This is a genomic window from Xanthobacter agilis (assembly GCF_021730435.1).
Taxonomy (GTDB): domain Bacteria; phylum Pseudomonadota; class Alphaproteobacteria; order Rhizobiales; family Xanthobacteraceae; genus Xanthobacter; species Xanthobacter agilis.
Window position 1 is genome coordinate 1 of record NZ_JABWGX010000025.1, and the last position, 18,063, is coordinate 18,063.

Sequence of the window (18,063 nt, forward strand, 5' to 3'; positions counted from 1 at the left end):
CGTTGTGACCATCGGAGGCGAGGCGGGAACCACGGTGAAGAACATCGAGGCCGTGAACATCACCAGCGGCTCGGGCCATGACAGGCTCACCGGCGGCGCGGGCAACGATACGCTTAATGGTGGCCTCGGCAACGATACGCTTAGTGGCGGCAATGGCGACGACACCCTCTCCAGCGACGGTGGCAAGGACACGCTGGACGGCGGCGCGGACGATGACACTGCGGCGCTGGACTTCAGTGGTGCAACCACGAGTGTGACCTTCACGCTGAATACCGAGGCCGGCTCCACCTCCGTTGTGACCATCGGAGGCGAGGCGGGAACCACGGTGAAGAACATCGAGGCCGTGAACATCACCAGCGGCTCGGGCCATGACAGGCTCACCGGCGGCGCCGGTGACGACCAGCTCATCGGGGGCCGAGGCAACGACCGGCTACTCGGTGGCACGGGCAATGATTGGCTCTATGGCGACTGGTCGGACGATATCGGGGCCGACGACCGTCTCGATGGAGGTCGAGGCGACGACAGCCTCATCGGAGCTGGTGGCAACGACATCCTGAATGGGGACTCTGGCAACGACATCCTTCTTGGCGGCGATGGCAACGACACCCTTGATGGCAGCTCTGGCAACGACGCGCTCAACGGCGGCCTCGGCGATGATGCGCTCACTGGCGGCGACGGCAGCGACACGGCCGCCTATTCCTCCATCACCACGGCGGTGAGCGTCGATCTGACGAAGGCCGGCGCCCAGGACACCGGCGGTGGCGGCACCGATACGCTGATCTCCATCGAGAATCTCACGGGCGGCACCGGTAACGACACCCTGCGCGGGAACGCGGCGGCGAACGTCCTCGACGGCAGCGGCGGCAATGACAGGCTGATCGCCGGCGCCGGCAACGACATCCTGCTTGGCGGCCTCGGCAACGACACCCTCACTGGCGGCGACGGCAGCGACACAGCCGCCTATTCCTCCATCACCACGGCGGTGAGCGTCGATCTGACGAAGGCCGGCGCCCAGAACACCGGCGGTGGCGGCACCGATACGCTGATCTCCATCGAGAATCTCACGGGCGGCACCGGCAACGACACCCTGCGTGGCAACGCGGCGGCGAACGTCCTCGACGGCAGCGACGGCAATGACAGGCTGATCGGCGGCGCCGGCAACGACCTCTATCTGGTGGGCGCCACCGGAGATGTGGTCGTGGAGAATGCCGGCGAGGGCGAGGATCTCGTGATCACGACGCTGTCGCAATACCAACTGACCGCGAACGCGGAGAACCTGATCTATTCCGGTAGCGACACGTTCTCCGGTCGCGGAAACAGCCTCGCCAACATCATCCGGGGCGGCGACGGCGCAAATACGCTGACGGGTGAAGGCGGAAATGACAATCTTGTCGGCGGGACAGGCAACGATACGCTTTACGGCGGCTCCGGCAATGACCGCCTGATCGGCGAAGCGGGTGCTGACCGCATGGAGGGCGGCCTGGGGAACGACGACTACACCGTCGATTCGGGGCGCGACGCCGTCATCGAAAAGGTGGGCGGCGGCGATGACACCGTCCGCACCGCCTTATCGCAGTACCAGATTGCCGATAATGTCGAGAACCTGATCTATACAGGTAATAACTCATTCATCGGAACCGGAAATAATATTGATAATATCATCAGGGGCGGCGCCGATGGCGACACTCTATACGGTGGCGCCGGCAATGACTTCCTTGATGGCGGAGCCGGAGGAGACAAACTCTACGGCGGAATCGGCGGTGACGCTTATGTGGTGAACTCCCGCGCCGATCTTGTCAGCGAAAAGCAGGATCAAGGGTTCGATACCGTCCACACTACCCTAAACTCCTACTCCCTTGGCAACAACGTTGATGGCCTCACCTATACGGGCAACCACGATTTCACCGGAACTGGCAATGCTCTCTCCAATATCCTGACCGGCGGGGTTGGTAACGATACCCTTGTCGGTGATGCCGGTGCTGATCTCCTCGATGGCGGAGCCGGGCGCGACTGGCTTTACGGTGGCCAAGGCAGCGACACCTATGTGGTGGACTCCAGCAGGGATCGCGTCAGCGAACAGGCGGGCGAGGGGACCGATACCGTCCGCACGACGCTGAGTTCGTACGTTCTCGGCGGCGAAATCGAGAACCTGACCTATACGGGCGAGAGCAATTTCTCCGGGACCGGCAACGCCCTTGCCAACACCATCATCGGCGGCGCCGGCAACGATCGCCTTTCCGGGAATGGCGGCGACGATTGGATTCGCGGCCGGAACGGTTCGGATCGGATTGCGGGCGGCTCAGGCAACGACCGGCTCGAAGGCGGCGCCGATGTCGACACACTGATTGGTGGGAGCGGAGCCGATCAGTTCATTTATCGCGGCCTTTCCGATTCCACTTCGGAACACTTCGACACCATCGCCGATTTCTCAGCGGTGGCGGGAGACGTGATCGCCCTTTCCGTCATCGACGCCATGTCTGCCACCGCGAAGAATGACGCCTTCGTCTATATCGGCTCGAAGGCCTTCTCTGGCACGGCGGGACAGCTACGGTTCAGCGGCGGCTACCTCATGGGCGACGTGAACGGCGACAAGGTGGCTGACCTGAGCATCAAGATCGCGGGCGCCACCTCGCTGGACCAAAGCAGCATCGTGCTCTGACCCCCGTCGGCCATGCCATATGGGATGCGGCGGAAGGTTATCGCCGCAGCCGAAACTTAGTCGGGTGCCCAATTGCGGGCACCCTTCATTCAATTTCAATTGTAGATATTCTGAATACTTAACAAATCAGGCGATAATTTAATCGCACATCCGGCCAGCCACCGTTTTCGGCATCGCGCTGGCGGTGGCTATTTCGAGGCGATTACCTGCCGCAGCGCCTCATTGATCCGCTCTTGCCACCCGGGTCCGTCTTCCTGGAAATACTCAAGCACGGCCCGATCCAAGCGGAGCGAGACGGTTTCCTTTGCATTTGGAAGGCTGGGGGCCTGCGGTGGAGTCTCGGCTGGCTTGGTCGTTGCGGCCTTGAAAGCCACTTCAGCGGCCTCGCGCGCGGAAAATCCTGTGCTGCGGAATGGTGGTCGGGCCATCAGAGGTGTCCTTCCTGGGGCGGTTCAGTGCGATGGGGTCGGGGTCGGTCTGGCTGGGACGTCGGGTGGCTGGTGCGCATGGGCTGGACCGCGAAAATCCGCCTCGAGGACGGTCTTCGCGAGACCTATGAATGGTTTCTGAAGCACCAGGGCGGGTTTCGTATATAAACCGCCGAGGGTTTTTCGGGAGCCTGATTTTCAGCCCGTTGGACAGCGACGGGGCTGGGTCCTGAGCGTCGCCGGCGGGGCGTCGCTCGCCGTCTTGTCGCGGGCGCTCGCGGCCGGCATGTCGGCCGCGAGCCGTTGCCGTCAGGTGCCGCAGAAGGTCTGGTAGTCCTTCATCTCGGGTGGCAGCCCGGCATAGGCGGCAAAGCGCGGCTGTTCATCAAAGGGGTGCTGGATGACGCCCAGCAGTTCCTCGAAGGGGGCGTAGTCGCCCTGTTCCGTGGCGGCGTCCAGCGCCCATTCCACCTGGTGGTTGCGGGGAATGAACTTCGGGTTCACCCGCTCCATCCCGGCACGGATCGCCGCGCCCGCGTGGCCGGTTTCGGCAAGGCGCGCCCGCCAGCGCGTGGCGAAGGCGTCGAACGCATCGCGGTCGAGGAACAGGTCGCGCACGCCGGTGAGGCCGTCCGGGCTCTCGGCGGCCGCGGCGAGGCCACGGAAGGTGAGGGTGAAATCCGCCTTCTGGGCTTGCATCACCTGGAGCAGTTCGAGGGCCAGCGCCACATCCGTCGCCGCGCCGCCGGGCAACCCGATCTTGGCGGTCAGGCCGGCGTGATAGGCCGCCTCGAACCGCTTGGGGAAGGTGCCCAGCAGGGCGTTGGCCTCCTCGACCGCGGGTTCACGCTCCGCGTGGAGCAGCGGAATGAGGCATTCGGCAAGGCGGGCGAGGTTCCAATGGGCGATCTGCGGCTGGTTCTTGTAGGCGTAGCGGCCCATGTAATCGATGGACGAGAACACCGTGGACGGATGGTAGGCGTCCATGAAGGCGCAGGGGCCGTAATCGATGGTCTCCCCCGCCACTGACATGTTGTCCGTGTTCATCACGCCATGGATGAAGCCGATGAGCTGCCAGCGGGCCACCAGCGCCGCCTGCCGCTCCATCACCGCTTCGAGCAGCGCGGCATAGGGGTGCGCGGCGCCGATCAGCTCGGGATAGTGCCGGGCGATGGTGTAGTCGGCGAGCGCACGCAGGCCCTCGGTGTCCTTGCGGGCCGCGAAGAACTGGAAGGTGCCGATGCGGATGTGGCTCGACGCGACCCGCGCCAGCACGCCGCCGGGCAAGGCCCGCTCGCGCCAGACCGGATCCCCGGTGGTGACGGCCGCCAGGGTCCGCGTGGTCGGCACGCCCAGGGCGGCCATGGCCTCGCTCACCAGATATTCGCGCAGCACCGGGCCGATGGCGGCTCGGCCGTCGCCACGGCGGGAGAAGAGGGTGGGGCCGGAGCCCTTGAGCTGGATATCGCGGCGGCGCCCCGCGCGGTCGATGACCTCGCCCAGCAGGATGGCGCGGCCATCACCGAGCTGTGGCGTGAACTGGCCGAACTGGTGTCCGGCATAGGCCAGCGCGATGGGTTCGGCGCCCTCGGGCACGCGCACCCCGGCGAACATCGCCGCCGCCTCGTCCGTGGCAAGGGCCACTGGGTCGAGGCCCAGCTCCTCGGCAAGGGCCGTGTTGAGCTTGACGAGGCGCGGCGCGGAAACCGGTGTGGGCTGGGCCGGCGCAAAGAAGGTCTCGGGCAGGCGCGCATAGGAATTGTCGAACGGAATATGAAGCGTGGTGGCTGTGATCGTGGACATGGCAAAGCAATCTCCCCCGGGAAAATGGGCAGGCCCGGGACCGATAGGGCAGGGTGATCGCTTCCGCCGGATGTGTCCAGCCGCTCGCGCTCAGGGGGAGAGGCGGCGGAAGCCGACCGCGCCCTTGTCGGCATCGTAGAGATAATCATAGGCGTTCAGAACGCGCACGGAGGTGTTGAGAAACGCGGGCTGGCCCGGCCGCGCCACCACGATCACCTCGGTGGGCGCCACGGGATCGGCGCGGTCCCCGACCACATAGCCATAGCGCGGCGCGGTGACGCCGGGGCCGGGCGTGACGTCGAGGCGCACCCCATCGGCGAGCACGGGGCGCCCGTCGGGTGTGAGCAGGCCGGAAAACTGCGTCTCGGGCACGGTGAGAAAGCTGCGAAAGACCCCCGTGTCCACCAGCAGTGTGCCGCAGGCGGGGGGTGTGCGACCGGCGAGGGCGAAGCAGGCCGGTGTCGCCTGCCAGTCGCCGGGGGTGGGGGAGGGCGCCAGAGGCACGCGGGCGAAATCCGCGCCGTCACCGGCTCCAAGGCCCACCTGCACCCCGGTGCGGGTGACGATGTAGCCCCGCCCGAGGGTGCCCGGCGGTTCGCCCGACAGGGCCATGCCAGGCAGGTTGAGGAACGGGTTTTTCCGGGGCGTTCCCCCGCTCTGGTGGTCGTTCTCGCGGGCAAAGCCGACCCCCAGCATGGCGACCCGATGGGGCGCCGGATTGGGTTGGCAGCGGCGGGCGGTCTTCAGGCAGTCGATGCGCGTCACCGCGAGCACCGGTAGCGGACGGGTTGTGACCGAGGCGCCATCGGCCCCGGTAAGGGTCACCGCCGCGCGCACATAACGGCCGATCATGACCCGGCCGGAGCTGGAATAGGTGAGGGTGCCCGGTCCGAGATCCGGCAGCGATTCAAGATCGGGAATGGCGCTGGCCGAGATGACGATGCCGGTGGACCCGGTGTCCATCACCGCCCGGCGCCAGCGACCGCCGATGGCGATGCCGAGCTTCGGCGTGCGCAGCAGCGGGCGGCCCTCGGGTGGAGCATTCAGGTACCGGAGCATCACCGGCCGGGGCGTTGCTTCCATGGGGGTGGACGATGCGCCCGTGGACGATGCGCCCGTGGACGAGGCGGCATGGGCCATCGGCAGGGTTCCCGGCAGGGCGCCGCAAAGCGCAAGCATCACGATCGCGCGGCGAAGGGCGCGGGCGGCGGGCGCGCGGCGGATGATCGACATGATTCTCCTCGGCGGCACGCGGCCGCATCCATCATGCCCCATCAAACCATGGCGGGAGCGTCTTGCGCCGTGGCTTGATACCGCAGGAGCCGGCGGCGCCGCGCACGGGCAGGCGTTGCGCAGGCATGGTGATGCTGCTTGTCTGGAGCCGCGGCCGGCCGGTTTGGCGCCCGCCGCGACCGGATGCAAACGAGGTTTCGATGCGCAGCGAGATCACCGGCACCACCCTTCCCATCGTCACCTTCACTCTGGAGCCGGGCGAAGGCGTGCTCGCCGAGCCCGACCGCCTGTCCTGGATGACGCCCAACGTGGCCATGCGCACCACGGCGGCGACCGGCGGGGCGGGCGGCCTGTTATCGGCCATCGGCCGTGCCATCTCCGGCGGCGGCCTGTTCATGACCGAGTTTACGGCAGAGGGGAGCGAGGCGCTGGTGGCGTTTGCCGCCACCGTGCCCGGCAACATCATCGAGGCCAAGGTGGCGCCGGGGCGCGGCTTCCTCATCCACCGCCACGGCTTCCTTGCCGGCTCCATGGGCCTGTCGCTCAGCATCGGCGTGCAGCAGTCGCTCGGCGCCGGGGTGTTCGGTGGCAACGGCTTCGTGCTTCAGCATCTGACCGGGTCCGGCAGCGCCTTCGTGGAGCTGGGCGGCGAGATCGTGAGCTACACCCTTCAGCCGGGTCAGGAACTGCTGGTGCATCCCGGCCATGTGGGCATGTTCGAGGAGAGCGTGTCGTTCGAGATCACCACCATTTCCGGGGTGAAGAACGTGTTGTTCGGCGGCGACGGCTTGTTCCTGGCGCGGCTGAGGGGCCCCGGCCATGTCTGGCTTCAGACGCTCACGCCCGCCAAGCTCGCCCATGCGCTGGCGCCCTACATGCCGCAGGAGCGGCGTTGAGGCTCGCCCGCGGCATGGTCCGGCCGGGGCCTCCCGGCCGGTTGTTATCTGGCTCCGCCGGCCAGCGGGCGCACGCCCACATAGCCGCCATCGGCGTCGTAGAGATAATCGAAGCCATTGAGGAAATGGTAGGATGTGTTGACGAACGGCGCCGGGTGGGGCGGGCCGGCGAGGACCGCCTTGTTCGGAACCATGGGATCGGCGCTGTCGCCGACGCGGACGGAATAGGCCGCGACCGGAAGTCCGGGCACGCTGATGTGAATGCGCGTGCCGTCGGGCAGGGTGACACGCCCGCTTTCCGCGCGCCCCCTGTGAGCGTATGGCACACGCAGGAACATCACGCCCGCGCCCGTATCCATGAGCATGGTGCCGCGGGCCGGAGCCCTATCGTCGAGGGCGATGCAGGCCGGGGCGGGGGCCCATTGCGAACCCGCCTCGCCTTTGCCGAGCTTCACAAAGGAGAAGCCGGCGGTGTTCGCCGCATTGAGGCCGAGCTGCACGCCCGTCCGCGAGATGATGTAGCCGCGCCGCATGGCGCCGGGATGTTCCGCGGTTCCCATATCCTCCGCGGACATGAAGGGATTGACGTGGGGATCGGGAAACCGGGTTCTGCGCGCGAACCCGACGCCGAGCATGGCGATGTCGTCAGGTTTGCGGCGCGGACGGCAGGACTTGGATCCCGGCAGGCAGCGCAGCGCCTCCACCGCCAGAACGAGGATCGGGCGTGTGGTGATGCTTGCCCCGTCGGCGCCCGAGACCGTCACCGGCGCCAGCACCCAGCGTCCGCGCAGCACGCGCCGGGAGCCGGTGTAGACGAGTTCGCCCCGCCCCAGATGGGGCAGGCTCCTCAGGTGTGGGATGCGCGCGGCGGAGAAGGCGACGCCGGTGGAGCCGGTGTCGACCAGCGCTTTAAGCTTCGCGCCGCCGATTGAAAGGTCGAGCTGCGGCCGGTCGGTCATCGGCGCGCCCGGCGCGGCCGCATTGAGGTAGGGCAGGGAAATGGATTTGCTTTGCCCGCCAAAGTTCTGGGGCTCGGTCGCCGCCGCCTCTCGCCCGAGGCAGCCGATGGCCAGGATCAGGACACAAAGAGCACGGGGACTGAGGCGCATCTCCTTCCCTCTTCATGATGAGCCCGATGGAACCCGCAAAACTGTCTTTGCTGACGTCAGGACGCCAGGTTTCCTTTTGTTATGGGAATGTGTGCGTTTTTTAATTTATCCGTGGATGAGAGCAGTGACGTGTGCTGCGGCGGCGGAAGCGAGGGCTTCGAGGTCGTATCCGCCTTCGAGGATGGAGACGATGCGTCCTGCGCAGGATCGGTCTGCGATGTCGATGAGGCGCCGTGTGATCCATGCGAAGTCGGGGTCGAGGAGGCGGAGGGCGGCCATGGGGTCGCGCAGATGGGCGTCGAAGCCTGCGGAGACGAGGATGAGGTCGGGGTGGAAGGCTTCGACGCGGGGCAGGACGCGGGTTTCCATGGCCTCCTTGAAGTGGGTTCCGTCGTCTCCGGCGCGCAGGGGGGCGTTGACGATGGTGTTTGCGCTTCCGGTCTCGGAGAGTTCCCCGGTGCCGGGAAAGAGGGGCATCTCGTGGGTTGAGGCGTACATGACGGACGGGTCGTCCCAGAAGATCTGCTGGGTGCCGTTGCCGTGGTGGACGTCGAAATCGACGATGGCGACGCGTTCGAGGCCGTATCTGGCCTGGGCGTGGCGGGCGGCGACGGCGACCTGGTTGAGGAGGCAGAAGCCCATGGGCTTGCGGGTTTCGCAATGGTGTCCGGGCGGCCGCATGGCGACGAAGGCGTTGGCGACCTTTCGGTCCATGACCTCGTCGACGGCGAAGCATGCGCCGCCGACGGCGCGCAGGGCGGCTTCCCAGCTTCCCGGGGACATGACGGTGTCGGAATCGATGCGGACCAGCCCATCGGCGGGGGAGGCGCCGCCCATGGCGTCGAAGAAATCGGCGGGGTGGACGCGGATGATGTCGTCGCGGGCGCCGCGCGGGGCGCTGTCGCGCACCAGGAGGGAGAACTTTTCCTGCTCGAAGATCCGATCCAGCACGCGCAGCCGGTCGGCGCGTTCGGGATGACCGGGCGGGGTCAGGTGATTGAGCCCGGCCGGATGGGTGACGAGCAGAGTGGACATGAAGCCGGCGACCTCCCTATGGGCATTCTTTTTGTGCACCCATAGCATATTTCCCGGTCTGCCCCCCAGCCTTGCGACGGCTCAAAGTCAGGTGTTCTGTTCGTCGTCGATCCTCTTGTCGTCGAGCCTCTTGGAGAAGACGATGCGGGGTTCCTCGATGAAGCCTTCGGCGTGATAGAAGGCGCGCACGTCGGCATTGTCGGGTCGCACCATCAGCATGAGCTTGGGCACGGCGCGGGCGCGCAGCCAGTCCTGGGCGGCGGAGAGGATCAGGCTGCCGAGGCCCTGGCGCTGATGGTCGGGATCGATGGCGAGGTAATAGACCCAGCCGCGATGTCCGTCGTGCCCGACCATGACCGCGCCGAGCAGGGTGGGGCCGGCCTTCATCGCCAGGATGGTGGAGTGGGGTCCGCGCCGGGCGAGGGCGATGTCGGCGTGGGGATCGTTCCAGGGCCGGATCAGCCCGGCCCGCGCCCAGAGGTCGACGAGGGCCGGGATGTCGGCCTCTTCCAGATGTCCGATGACGAGGTCGAGGTCGCGGAAGGCGGGGCTCGTGGCGGGGCTCATGGCGGGGTTCATGGCTGGGGCTCGTCGTTGGAGGAAGGGCGCGGGGCGGCGGCGCGGGCGAGGCGGTCGGCGATGGCCTCGCCCAGGCCGGCGCGGGGCAGGGGCACCACGGCGATGGCCGGGGCTCCGGAGGCATCGAGGCGGCGCAGGGCGCCATAGAGATGGGCGGCGGCCTCGGCGAGGTCGCCGCCGGGGCTGAGGTCGAGGATGGTGGCGGCATCGGCGCTGCCCGGCGGGCGGGCGCCGGCGAAGGTGAGGAGGGCCTCGCCCGGAGCCACGGCGTCGGCCTCGAGGCGGACCCGGGCGCGGGGCGCGTAATGGGAGGCGAGGCGTCCGGGGGCGGCGGGCCGGGCGTCGTCGCCGGGGGCGGCGTCGGCGAGCGGGGCGCCGAGCCGGGCCTCGATGGTGTCGCGGGTGAGGCCGCCGGGGCGCAGCAGGCGGGGGGTCCCGCCGGTGAGGTCGAGGATGGTGGATTCGACGCCGACGCGGGTCTCGCCGCCGGCCATCACCAGGTCGATGAGGCCGGCCATGTCGTCGAGCACATGTTCCGGGGTGGTGGGGGAGACATGGCCGGAGCGGTTGGCGCTGGGCGCGACCACGGGGCCGCCGAAGGCCGCGATGAGGGCTTGGGCCAGGGGATGGGCGGGCACCCGCAGGGCGATGGTGTCGAGCCCGGCGCGGGCGAGGTCGCAGACCCGGCCGCCTCCGGCATAGGGCACCACCAGGGTGAGGGGGCCGGGCCAGAACGCCTCGGCCAGCCGCCGGGCGGCGGGGGAGAAGGCGCCGAGGGCGAAGGCCTGTTCGCGATCGGCGAGATGGGAAATGAGCGGGTTGAAGGCGGGCCGGCCCTTGGCGGCGTAGAGGGCGGCCACGGCATGGGGATTGGCGGCATCGGCGCCGAGCCCGTAGACGGTCTCGGTGGGAAAGGCGACGAGGCCGCCGGCCTTGAGCCGCCGGGCGGCGCGGGCGAGGCCTTGGGCATCGGCGCCGACGACGCGGGTGTCGCGCGCCGGGGCTCGGGGGGCGGGCCGAGGCGGGCCCGGCTCAGGACTGCCCGGTTGAGGCGTGCCCGGCCCGGTGCCCGGAGGGATGGGGCCTTGGGAGCGAACCATGTGTGCCTTCATGCGGGGCGCGGCTGCGACCAATGGCCGGCGGGCGCGACTTGACGAACGGGGGCCGTCGCCGCGAATTGGGGCCCGGCCGGCGCCTGCGCTTAGAGCGCGGGTGAAGGGCCCGGTCAAGCCGCGGGACCTCCGAGGGGACAGGGGGCCGCGCATCGCAAGGAGAGAGTGATGGCCTATCGTGCGCCGGTCGAGGATGTGTTGTTTTTCCTGAAGACCTGCACCTCATTGCCGCGGCTCATGGAGCAGGGGCTCGTCGATCTCACCTTGGACGTGGTGGAGCCGGTGCTGGAGGAAGCGGGCAAGTTCGCAGCTTCTGTGATCGAGCCCCTCGACCGCGGCGCCGATACTGAAGGCTGTACCCTCAAGGATGGGGCGGTGACCACCCCCAGCGGCTGGAAGGCGGCCTTCCAGGCCTGGAACGCGGCGGGGTGGAACGCGGTCGCGGCGGAGGCGGATTTCGGTGGCCAGCACCTGCCGACCACGCTGACCTCGGCGCTGACGGAGTTCTGGAACACCGCCTCGCCGTCGTTCGGCATCGGCGGGGTGCTGACCCAGGGTGCCATCGAGGCGCTGACCGCCCATGGTTCGCCGGCGCTGCAGAAGACGTTCCTGGAGCAGATGGTGTCCGGCGCGTGGACCGGCACCATGAACCTCACCGAGTCGCAGGCGGGCTCGGACCTCTCGGCGCTGCGGGCGAAGGCGGTGAAGCAGGCGGACGGCAGCTATCGCATCTTCGGCACCAAGATCTTCATCACCTATGGCGAGCACGACATCGCCGAGAACATCGTGCACCTGGTGCTGGCGCGCCTGCCGGATGCGCCCGCCGGCACCCGTGGCCTCTCGCTGTTCGTGGCGCCGAAGTATCTGGTGAACGCGGACGGCACGCTGGGCGCGCGCAATGACGTGGTGTGCACCGGGATCGAGCACAAGCTCGGCCTGCACGGCTCGCCGACCTGCACCATGACCTTCGGCGAGACGGGCGAGGGCGCGGTCGGCTATCTCGTTGGGGAGGAAAATCGCGGGCTCGCCTGCATGTTCACCATGATGAACAACGCCCGGCTGGCGGTCGGCATCCAGGGGGTGGCGGTGGCCGAGCGGGCGACCCAGCGGGCCTTCGCGTATGCCAGGGAGCGCCGCCAGGGCAAGGCGGCGAGCTACGGCGGCGCGGGCATGGCGCCGATCATCCACCATCCGGACGTGAAGCGGATGCTGCTGACCATGCGGGCGGAGACCGACGCGGCGCGGGCGATCTGCCTGATGACGGCGGACGCCCTCGACCGCTCGCGGCGTCTGGCCGATCCGGTGGCGCGGGCGAGCGCGCTGGCGGAGGCGAGCCTGCTGACCCCGGTGGCGAAGGCGTTTTCCACCGACATCGGCATCGAGGTGGCCTCGCTCGGGGTGCAGGTGCACGGGGGCATGGGCTTCATCGAGGAGACCGGGGCCGCGCAGCACTATCGCGACGCCCGCATTTTCGCGATCTACGAGGGGACCAACGGCATCCAGGCCATCGACCTTGTCACCCGCAAGCTGCCCCAGGAGGGGGGCGATGTGGTGATGACGCTCATCGCCGACTTCCGCGACATCGCGGACGAGGTGCATGCGCTGGAGCTGCCGGCGTTCGGCCGGGCCGGGGAGAAGCTGGCGGAGGCGGTGGACGCGCTCGGCCGCGCCACCCGGATCCAGCTCGACCGGCTGGGGGAGGAAAACGAGAAGGCGCTGGCCGGGGCCACGCCCTATCTGCGGCTGTTCGCGCGGGCGGCGGGCGGCGCCTATCTGGCGAAGGCGGCGCTCGCCGCCCACAAGGCCCGGCTCGCCGGCGACAGCGACCCGCGGCACGCGGCCCGCATCGCGCTCGCCCGCTTCTTCGCCGAAAACCTCTGCCCCCAGGCCAAGGGCCTCGAGGACATCGTCGAAGCCGGTCCCTCCAGCCTCCTCACCGCCGACCCCCTCCTCTCCCTCCCCTGAACCCACCCCAACCCCAACCGGGGTCCCCCCAAACCGGGACCCCGCACCAACCCAAAACACCCCAACGCCCCACACAAGGCGCTCCGCACGAGGCGCAACGCTTCATGAGGCGGCAGGGTAACGCTGTTCTCGATACGTAAATCGGGGTTCTGATTCCACGCTCAGGGGGATCGTCAGGACCACTGCGGGGGGATGCCGCTGGGGGTCGCGCCCCTCATGCCGAGGGCGCGCCAGGTGCCCCGGCCGGCGTTTTTCGCCAGATACAGGGCGGCGTCGGCTTCAGCCACCAGGGAGGTCGGGTCCGTGTCCGGCACGCTCGCCACCGCCATGCCGATGGAGAAGGAGGTGGGCAGCACCAGGCCTTCGGTCTCCACCGGCTTCGACAGATGGGTATGGAGGCGATCCGCCAGGCTGGCGAACTCCTCGGCGCTCTTGCCGATGGCGACCACGGCGAATTCGTCGCCTCCAAAACGGGCGGCAAGGTCGCCGGCGCGAAGGGCTGATTGCAGGCGGCGGGCCGTCGTGGTGAGCATCAGGTCCCCGGCCATATGCCCGTGCATGTCGTTGACGCCCTTGAAATGGTCCACGTCGATGAGCAGCACGGCGAACGGCGCCAGATCGCGCGCGAGGCGGCGCCCGGCCTGCTCCAGGGCGCGGTCGAAGGTGGCGCGATTGGCGAGCCCGGTCAGGGGATCGTGGCTCGCGGCGTGCTCGAGAGCCGCCTCGAGGTGCTTCTTCTGCGAGATGTCGGTGATGGTTCCCACCGCCCGCAGCGGCCGGCCCGCGGGGTCATGCTCCACCACCTTGCCGCGCGACAGCAGCCAGACATAGGCGCCGCTGCGGTGCCGGCCACGCAGTTCCATCTGGTAGAGACGGCGCCGGCCGATCGCATGATCGCGGAACGCGGTCTCGACTTCGGGCAGATCGTCGGGGTGTATCAGCTCGCGAAAGCGCACCAGGATGCCGGCGTCGGAATCGGGATTGTAGCCGAGCATGCGGTAGGCCCGCGCGCTGAAGAAGATGGTATCCGATGGCAGGTGCAGGTCCCAGATGCCATCATTTGCGCCTTCCAGGGCGTAGGCGAGGCGGCGCTGGTCCTCCTCCAGGGCGCGTTGCTGGCGTTCGCGCTGGGTCATGATGGCGGCAATGATGAGGGCGGGACAGACCGCGATCACCAGTCGCCCCTGCACCTTCAGGAGGTCAGGCCGCAGCCCTCCGGTCGGGGCGTGCGCCGCATCGGCGACGGCGAGGCCCAGTACAGCGGCGGCAAACAAGGATGCGGCCAGGGCCGTGGGAAAGGGCCCCAGGCGGAACGCGAACCAGAGCAGGATGCAGGCGCCGATTTCGAGCAGCAGGGGCTCGCCCGTCATCGCCACCAGGAGCGCGGTTCCGGCCAGCCCGGCGGTCGCTACGATGTATTCCAGCGCGACGAAGCGCCGGTCATGGCCGGCTCTAAGGGCATGATCGAGCGGCTCGGGCGCGTCCTCCACCCGCGGCCACAGCAGGAACAGGGGCAGCAGCAGCACAATGCTCGCCATGTCCGGTAGCCACCAGCCAAGCACGGTGGACCAGAAGTGGCCGCCGAACTCGCTCACGACCGCGCTCGCGCCGATCCCCGCGCCGGGAAGTCCCGCGATGAACGCCACCGCCACGAGGCCCACCACATGGCGGACGTCGAAACGCCCACCGGGCCGCAGGTCGGCCCAGCGGCAGCCGAGGACAATCAGGCGGAAGCTGAGCGCCGACGCCAGCGCGCAGGCCATGGCATAGGGGCCGGAATCGCCCAGCAGCAGATGCGCGGCCAGGGTCGCCGCGAGTACGCCTGCCATGCACCAGAGGGCGGCGACATCCACGAGCAGGAGATAGATGCCGGCCGCCAACGCATTGGCGGGCCAGATGGCGGTGTCGAGATGGAGCCGCCGCAGCACCGACAGGAGCGTGAACAGCAGGCACGTTTGGAACGCCGTGAACAGGATGATCTGCAGCGCCTGGCGCGTCGTCCGGATGGGTCGCCGCGCCGCTGGCGCGACATCACCCGGCTCTGTGTCCGCGGGCATGGAGCCTCCCGCCGTGGCGGCGAGGAGGCCGTCCGGTCTGGAAGAGAGAGGCTCGTCGGGGCGCATCGCAAGCTCGTCTGCAGGCGGTGCCCCGTGCTCGGATCCGGTACCGCGGTCGCGTTATTACGCCGCATGGTGCCCCTGTATGAAATCCGATCGGAGATTCCGCTGAAAAAACTCCAGAATGTGGTAGTATAATAGGCTCTGCACTTGCCTCCCGGTGGCGCCAATTTTTGCCATGTGACCCCCGGAAAGCAAAGCCCTTTGCCTTGGGCAAAAGCCAGAAAGTTTCAGGGAAATAGGCGGCTCTTGGTCCATGCACTGCCGGCGTTCGCCCGGCGGAACACCACGCGGTCGTGGAGGCGGAACGGGCGGTCGTGCCAGAACTCGATCTGAACCGGCTGTACCCGGAAGCCGGTCCAGTGGGGCGGGCGCGGCACCGCGCCGAGGGCGTATTTCGCGGTGGCGGCGGCGACCGCCGTTTCAAGCGCGAATCGGCCTTCGAGCGGCTGCGACTGACGGCTGGCCCAGGCCCCGATCTGCGACAGGCGGGGGCGGGTGGTAAAATAGGCGTCGGCTTCCGCGTCGCTCACCTGTTCCACGGGACCACGCACCCGGACCTGCCGACGCAGCGATTTCCAGTGGAACACCAGCGCCGCCTTGGGGGTCGCGGCCAATTCCCGGCCCTTTGCGCTCTGGGTGTTGGTGAAGAAGACGAAGCCATGCTCATCCACGCTTTTCAGCAGCACCATGCGCACATCGGGCATGCCGTCGGGATCCACGGTGGCCAGCGCCATCGCGTTCGGATCGTTCGGCTCGCTCTTCTCGGCATCGGCAAACCATTCGCCGAACAGGCGAAAAGGTTCGTCGATCTCGGTAAAATCACCAGTTGTTAAGGGGTTCTGGGGTTCCATGGTCTCGTTCGTCGTCATGTGGAGTCCCCCGTGCCTCGCCTTATCCCGGTTGCCCCGCCGACCGGTGGGACGCCCTCTTATAGGGGTGCCGCGCGCCTGCGCGAAGCCCTCCGCATGGGATTCGGCGCGGCGCTCATGCTGGCGGCGGCCGCCTGCGCGGGGTGCGGCACGGCGCCCTTGCCCGATGATGATTTGGTGACCGGCTCCATCAAGCCCAAGCCGATCGCGCTCAAGCTGCCCCTGGGCGATACCCCCAAGGGCATCGCCGCTTCCGATTGGCTGGCGGCTAAGCTCGCGCTCGACCAGGCGCTGGTGTCCGCGGATGCGGACATTTCCGTGCCTTGGGAGAATGCCGATACCGGCGCGCGGGGCACGGCCACGCCTATCGGCGCGCAGCGCATCGGCGGTTGCCGCGACTTCATGATCGCCGTGGTTGACGGCAAGGTGGCCGACCGCTGGATCCACGGCGAGGCGTGCCGAAGCCGCGAGGGAACGGTGTTATCCCAGGTCCGGGTGCTCGGGCGGGCCTAGGTCGACGAAATCTCGTGGGGTGGTGGGGCATAAGTGTTGCAATTTGGTTTGCATGGACCCACATCTTGAACGCGGCTGGCCGCTGAAGCGCTGGCCGGCGAGGTGAGATTTCATGCGTGATCCATACGACGTCCTCGGCGTTTCCCGGACCGCCGACGAAGCCGAGATCAAGCGCGCCTATCGGCGGCTGGCGAAAAAGCTGCATCCAGACGCCAATGCCAACGATCCCAAGGCCCAGGACAAGTTTGCGGAACTAAATACCGCTCACGAAATCCTGGAGGACAAGACCAAGCGCGGGCAGTTCGACCGTGGCGAGATCGACGCGGAGGGCAAGCCCCGGGCTCCGGAATTTTCCGGTTTCGGCGGGGGCAGGCGCGCGGGTCCGGGCGGCTTTAACGGGTTCGACGGCGACACGATTTTCGAGAGTTTCTCATTCGGGCCGGAAGGCGCGCGGCGCAATGCGCGTCGTGGGGGCGGGGGTGGCTCGGGCGGACCGGGCGGTTCCAGCTTCGACGATCTGGGAGACATGTTCGGCTTCGGCCGCCAGCGCCGCGGCGCCGGTGGCGGCTCCACTCCGCCCATAGGTGCAGACATGGAGATTTCGCTGCCGGTGACCTTCGAGGAGGCCACCCAGGGCGCCAGCAAGCGCGTGGGCCTGCCCAACGGCAAGCAGATCGACATCAAGATCGCCGCCGGCACCCGGGAAGGCCATCGCATGCGGCTGAAGGGGCAGGGCGAGCCCAGCGCCATGGGTGGAGCGCCGGGTGATGCCTTCGTCACCATCTCCTATGCGCCGCACGCCACCTTTGAGCGCGAAGGCGACGACCTGCGCCAGACGGTGGACGTGTCGCTTCCAGATTCGGTACTGGGCACGAAGGTGCGCGTGCCGACCCTCTCGGGGACGGTGGAACTCAATATTCCCGCCTGGACCTCCGGAGGCCGTGTGTTCCGCCTGCGGGGCAAAGGCTTGCCCAATGCCACCGGCGGCCATGGCGACATGCTGGTGCGGATCAACATCGTTCTGCCCAAGGCGAAGGATTCCGAGCTTGAAGCCTTGATGCAGAAGCTGCGGTCCACCGCGCTCTGAGCAATGCCGGGCGGCGCCCTCGGGGCCGCCCGGCGGCGGGGCGCGCGCGGCAGGTGTGGCAGTAAACCTGTCTCATTTTCTTGGTCGCGCGCGGTTTCCTTGGCGTGGGGAAATGCTCTAAGGTCCGCGCCCCGATCGGACTTGCACGGGTGGGCCCATGTTTCTCGAATTGCAGAACCTTTATTTCGAAGACCTCACGGTGGGGCGCACCGAACGCATGTCGAAGACCGTCTCGTCTTCCGACATCGTCGGCTTCGCGGAGCTGACGGGAGATCGCAATCCGATCCACCTGTCGCAGCATTTCGCGGCGAAGACGCCGTTCGGCGGACGCATCGCCCACGGCCTCTATACGGCGAGCCTCATCTCGGCGGTGCTCGGCACCCGCCTGCCGGGGCCCGGCGCGGTCTATATCTCGCAGACGCTCCATTTCCGCGCCCCGGTGCGCATCGACGATACGGTCGATGTGGAGGTGAAGGTGGTGGAATTGATGCCGGAGCGCTGCCGGGCGCGACTGTCGTGCGTCTGCTCCGTGAAGGGCGAGGTGGTGCTGGACGGGGAGGCGTGGGTGAAGGTGCCATCCTCCGGCGCGCAGAAGGTGGTCTCCGCCTGAGCGCCGCGCGCTTCGGCGCGCGGGCGGCCTCGGTCCGGGAGGAGG

General features: G+C 68.1%; 15 protein-coding genes. 6 read left to right on the forward strand and 9 right to left on the reverse strand.

Going from position 1 to position 18,063, the window contains the following annotated elements; all coding sequences use genetic code 11:
• Positions 1-34 precede the first annotated feature (34 nt).
• Positions 35-2,659 carry a beta strand repeat-containing protein gene (locus HUW53_RS16670; protein WP_336885719.1) on the forward strand — a complete coding sequence of 875 codons (2,625 nt, stop codon included), beginning with the start codon at positions 35-37 and terminating at the stop codon, positions 2,657-2,659.
• Positions 2,660-2,847: 188 nt separating this feature from the next.
• Here the strand turns inward: HUW53_RS16670 and HUW53_RS16675 are convergent, their stop codons facing one another.
• The 3 genes from HUW53_RS16675 to HUW53_RS16685 form a co-directional block, all read right to left on the reverse strand.
• Positions 2,848-3,087 (reverse strand): BrnA antitoxin family protein, encoded by a 240-nt coding sequence (locus HUW53_RS16675; protein ID WP_237346894.1) that lies wholly within the window; start codon positions 3,085-3,087, stop codon positions 2,848-2,850.
• Positions 3,088-3,396: 309 nt separating this feature from the next.
• A complete protein-coding gene (locus tag HUW53_RS16680; protein WP_237346895.1) occupies positions 3,397-4,890 on the reverse strand; it encodes a protein adenylyltransferase SelO in 1,494 nt (497 codons plus the stop codon).
• 90 nt (positions 4,891-4,980) lie between these two features.
• Entirely contained in the window at positions 4,981-6,123 is a 1,143-nt protein-coding gene (locus tag HUW53_RS16685; RefSeq protein ID WP_237346896.1) for a hypothetical protein, read from the reverse strand.
• A 200-nt stretch (positions 6,124-6,323) separates the two neighbouring features.
• Here HUW53_RS16685 and HUW53_RS16690 point away from each other — a divergent pair, with 200 nt between their 5' ends.
• Positions 6,324-7,019, forward strand: coding sequence for a TIGR00266 family protein (locus HUW53_RS16690; RefSeq protein WP_237346897.1), 696 nt, complete (start codon positions 6,324-6,326; stop codon positions 7,017-7,019).
• Between the two features lie 44 nt (positions 7,020-7,063).
• Here HUW53_RS16690 and HUW53_RS16695 read toward each other — a convergent pair whose 3' ends face one another.
• The 4 genes from HUW53_RS16695 to HUW53_RS16710 all read right to left on the reverse strand — a co-directional run bounded on the left by HUW53_RS16695 (position 7,064) and on the right by HUW53_RS16710 (position 10,842).
• A complete protein-coding gene (locus HUW53_RS16695; RefSeq protein ID WP_237346898.1) occupies positions 7,064-8,128 on the reverse strand; it encodes a hypothetical protein in 1,065 nt (354 codons plus the stop codon).
• 105 nt (positions 8,129-8,233) lie between these two features.
• Positions 8,234-9,163: a histone deacetylase family protein gene (locus HUW53_RS16700; protein WP_237346899.1), complete on the reverse strand. Its 930-nt coding sequence runs from the start codon at positions 9,161-9,163 to the stop codon at positions 8,234-8,236.
• An 87-nt stretch (positions 9,164-9,250) separates the two neighbouring features.
• Positions 9,251-9,730, reverse strand: a complete 480-nt coding sequence (locus tag HUW53_RS16705; RefSeq protein ID WP_237346900.1) for a GNAT family acetyltransferase — start codon at positions 9,728-9,730, stop codon at positions 9,251-9,253.
• Positions 9,731-9,738: 8 nt separating this feature from the next.
• Positions 9,739-10,842: an L-threonylcarbamoyladenylate synthase gene (locus HUW53_RS16710; protein WP_237346901.1), complete on the reverse strand. Its 1,104-nt coding sequence runs from the start codon at positions 10,840-10,842 to the stop codon at positions 9,739-9,741.
• A 180-nt stretch (positions 10,843-11,022) separates the two neighbouring features.
• On the opposite strand from HUW53_RS16710, the gene HUW53_RS16715 reads away from it, so the two are divergent.
• Positions 11,023-12,819, forward strand: coding sequence for an acyl-CoA dehydrogenase family protein (locus tag HUW53_RS16715; RefSeq protein ID WP_237346902.1), 1,797 nt, complete (start codon positions 11,023-11,025; stop codon positions 12,817-12,819).
• 173 nt (positions 12,820-12,992) lie between these two features.
• On the opposite strand, the gene HUW53_RS16720 is transcribed toward HUW53_RS16715, so the two are convergent.
• Positions 12,993-14,876, reverse strand: coding sequence for a diguanylate cyclase (locus HUW53_RS16720; RefSeq protein ID WP_237346903.1), 1,884 nt, complete (start codon positions 14,874-14,876; stop codon positions 12,993-12,995).
• A gap of 290 nt (positions 14,877-15,166) precedes the next feature.
• Positions 15,167-15,808 (reverse strand): pyridoxamine 5'-phosphate oxidase, encoded by a 642-nt coding sequence (gene pdxH / locus HUW53_RS16725; protein ID WP_237346904.1) that lies wholly within the window; start codon positions 15,806-15,808, stop codon positions 15,167-15,169.
• Between the two features lie 96 nt (positions 15,809-15,904).
• Here pdxH and HUW53_RS16730 point away from each other — a divergent pair, with 96 nt between their 5' ends.
• The 3 genes from HUW53_RS16730 to HUW53_RS16740 all read left to right on the forward strand — a co-directional run bounded on the left by HUW53_RS16730 (position 15,905) and on the right by HUW53_RS16740 (position 18,018).
• Positions 15,905-16,321, forward strand: coding sequence for an RT0821/Lpp0805 family surface protein (locus tag HUW53_RS16730; protein ID WP_237346905.1), 417 nt, complete (start codon positions 15,905-15,907; stop codon positions 16,319-16,321).
• Between the two features lie 112 nt (positions 16,322-16,433).
• Positions 16,434-17,408, forward strand: coding sequence for a DnaJ C-terminal domain-containing protein (locus tag HUW53_RS16735; protein ID WP_237346906.1), 975 nt, complete (start codon positions 16,434-16,436; stop codon positions 17,406-17,408).
• A gap of 157 nt (positions 17,409-17,565) precedes the next feature.
• Positions 17,566-18,018 (forward strand): MaoC family dehydratase, encoded by a 453-nt coding sequence (locus HUW53_RS16740; RefSeq protein WP_237346907.1) that lies wholly within the window; start codon positions 17,566-17,568, stop codon positions 18,016-18,018.
• The last annotated feature ends 45 nt before the right edge of the window (positions 18,019-18,063 follow it).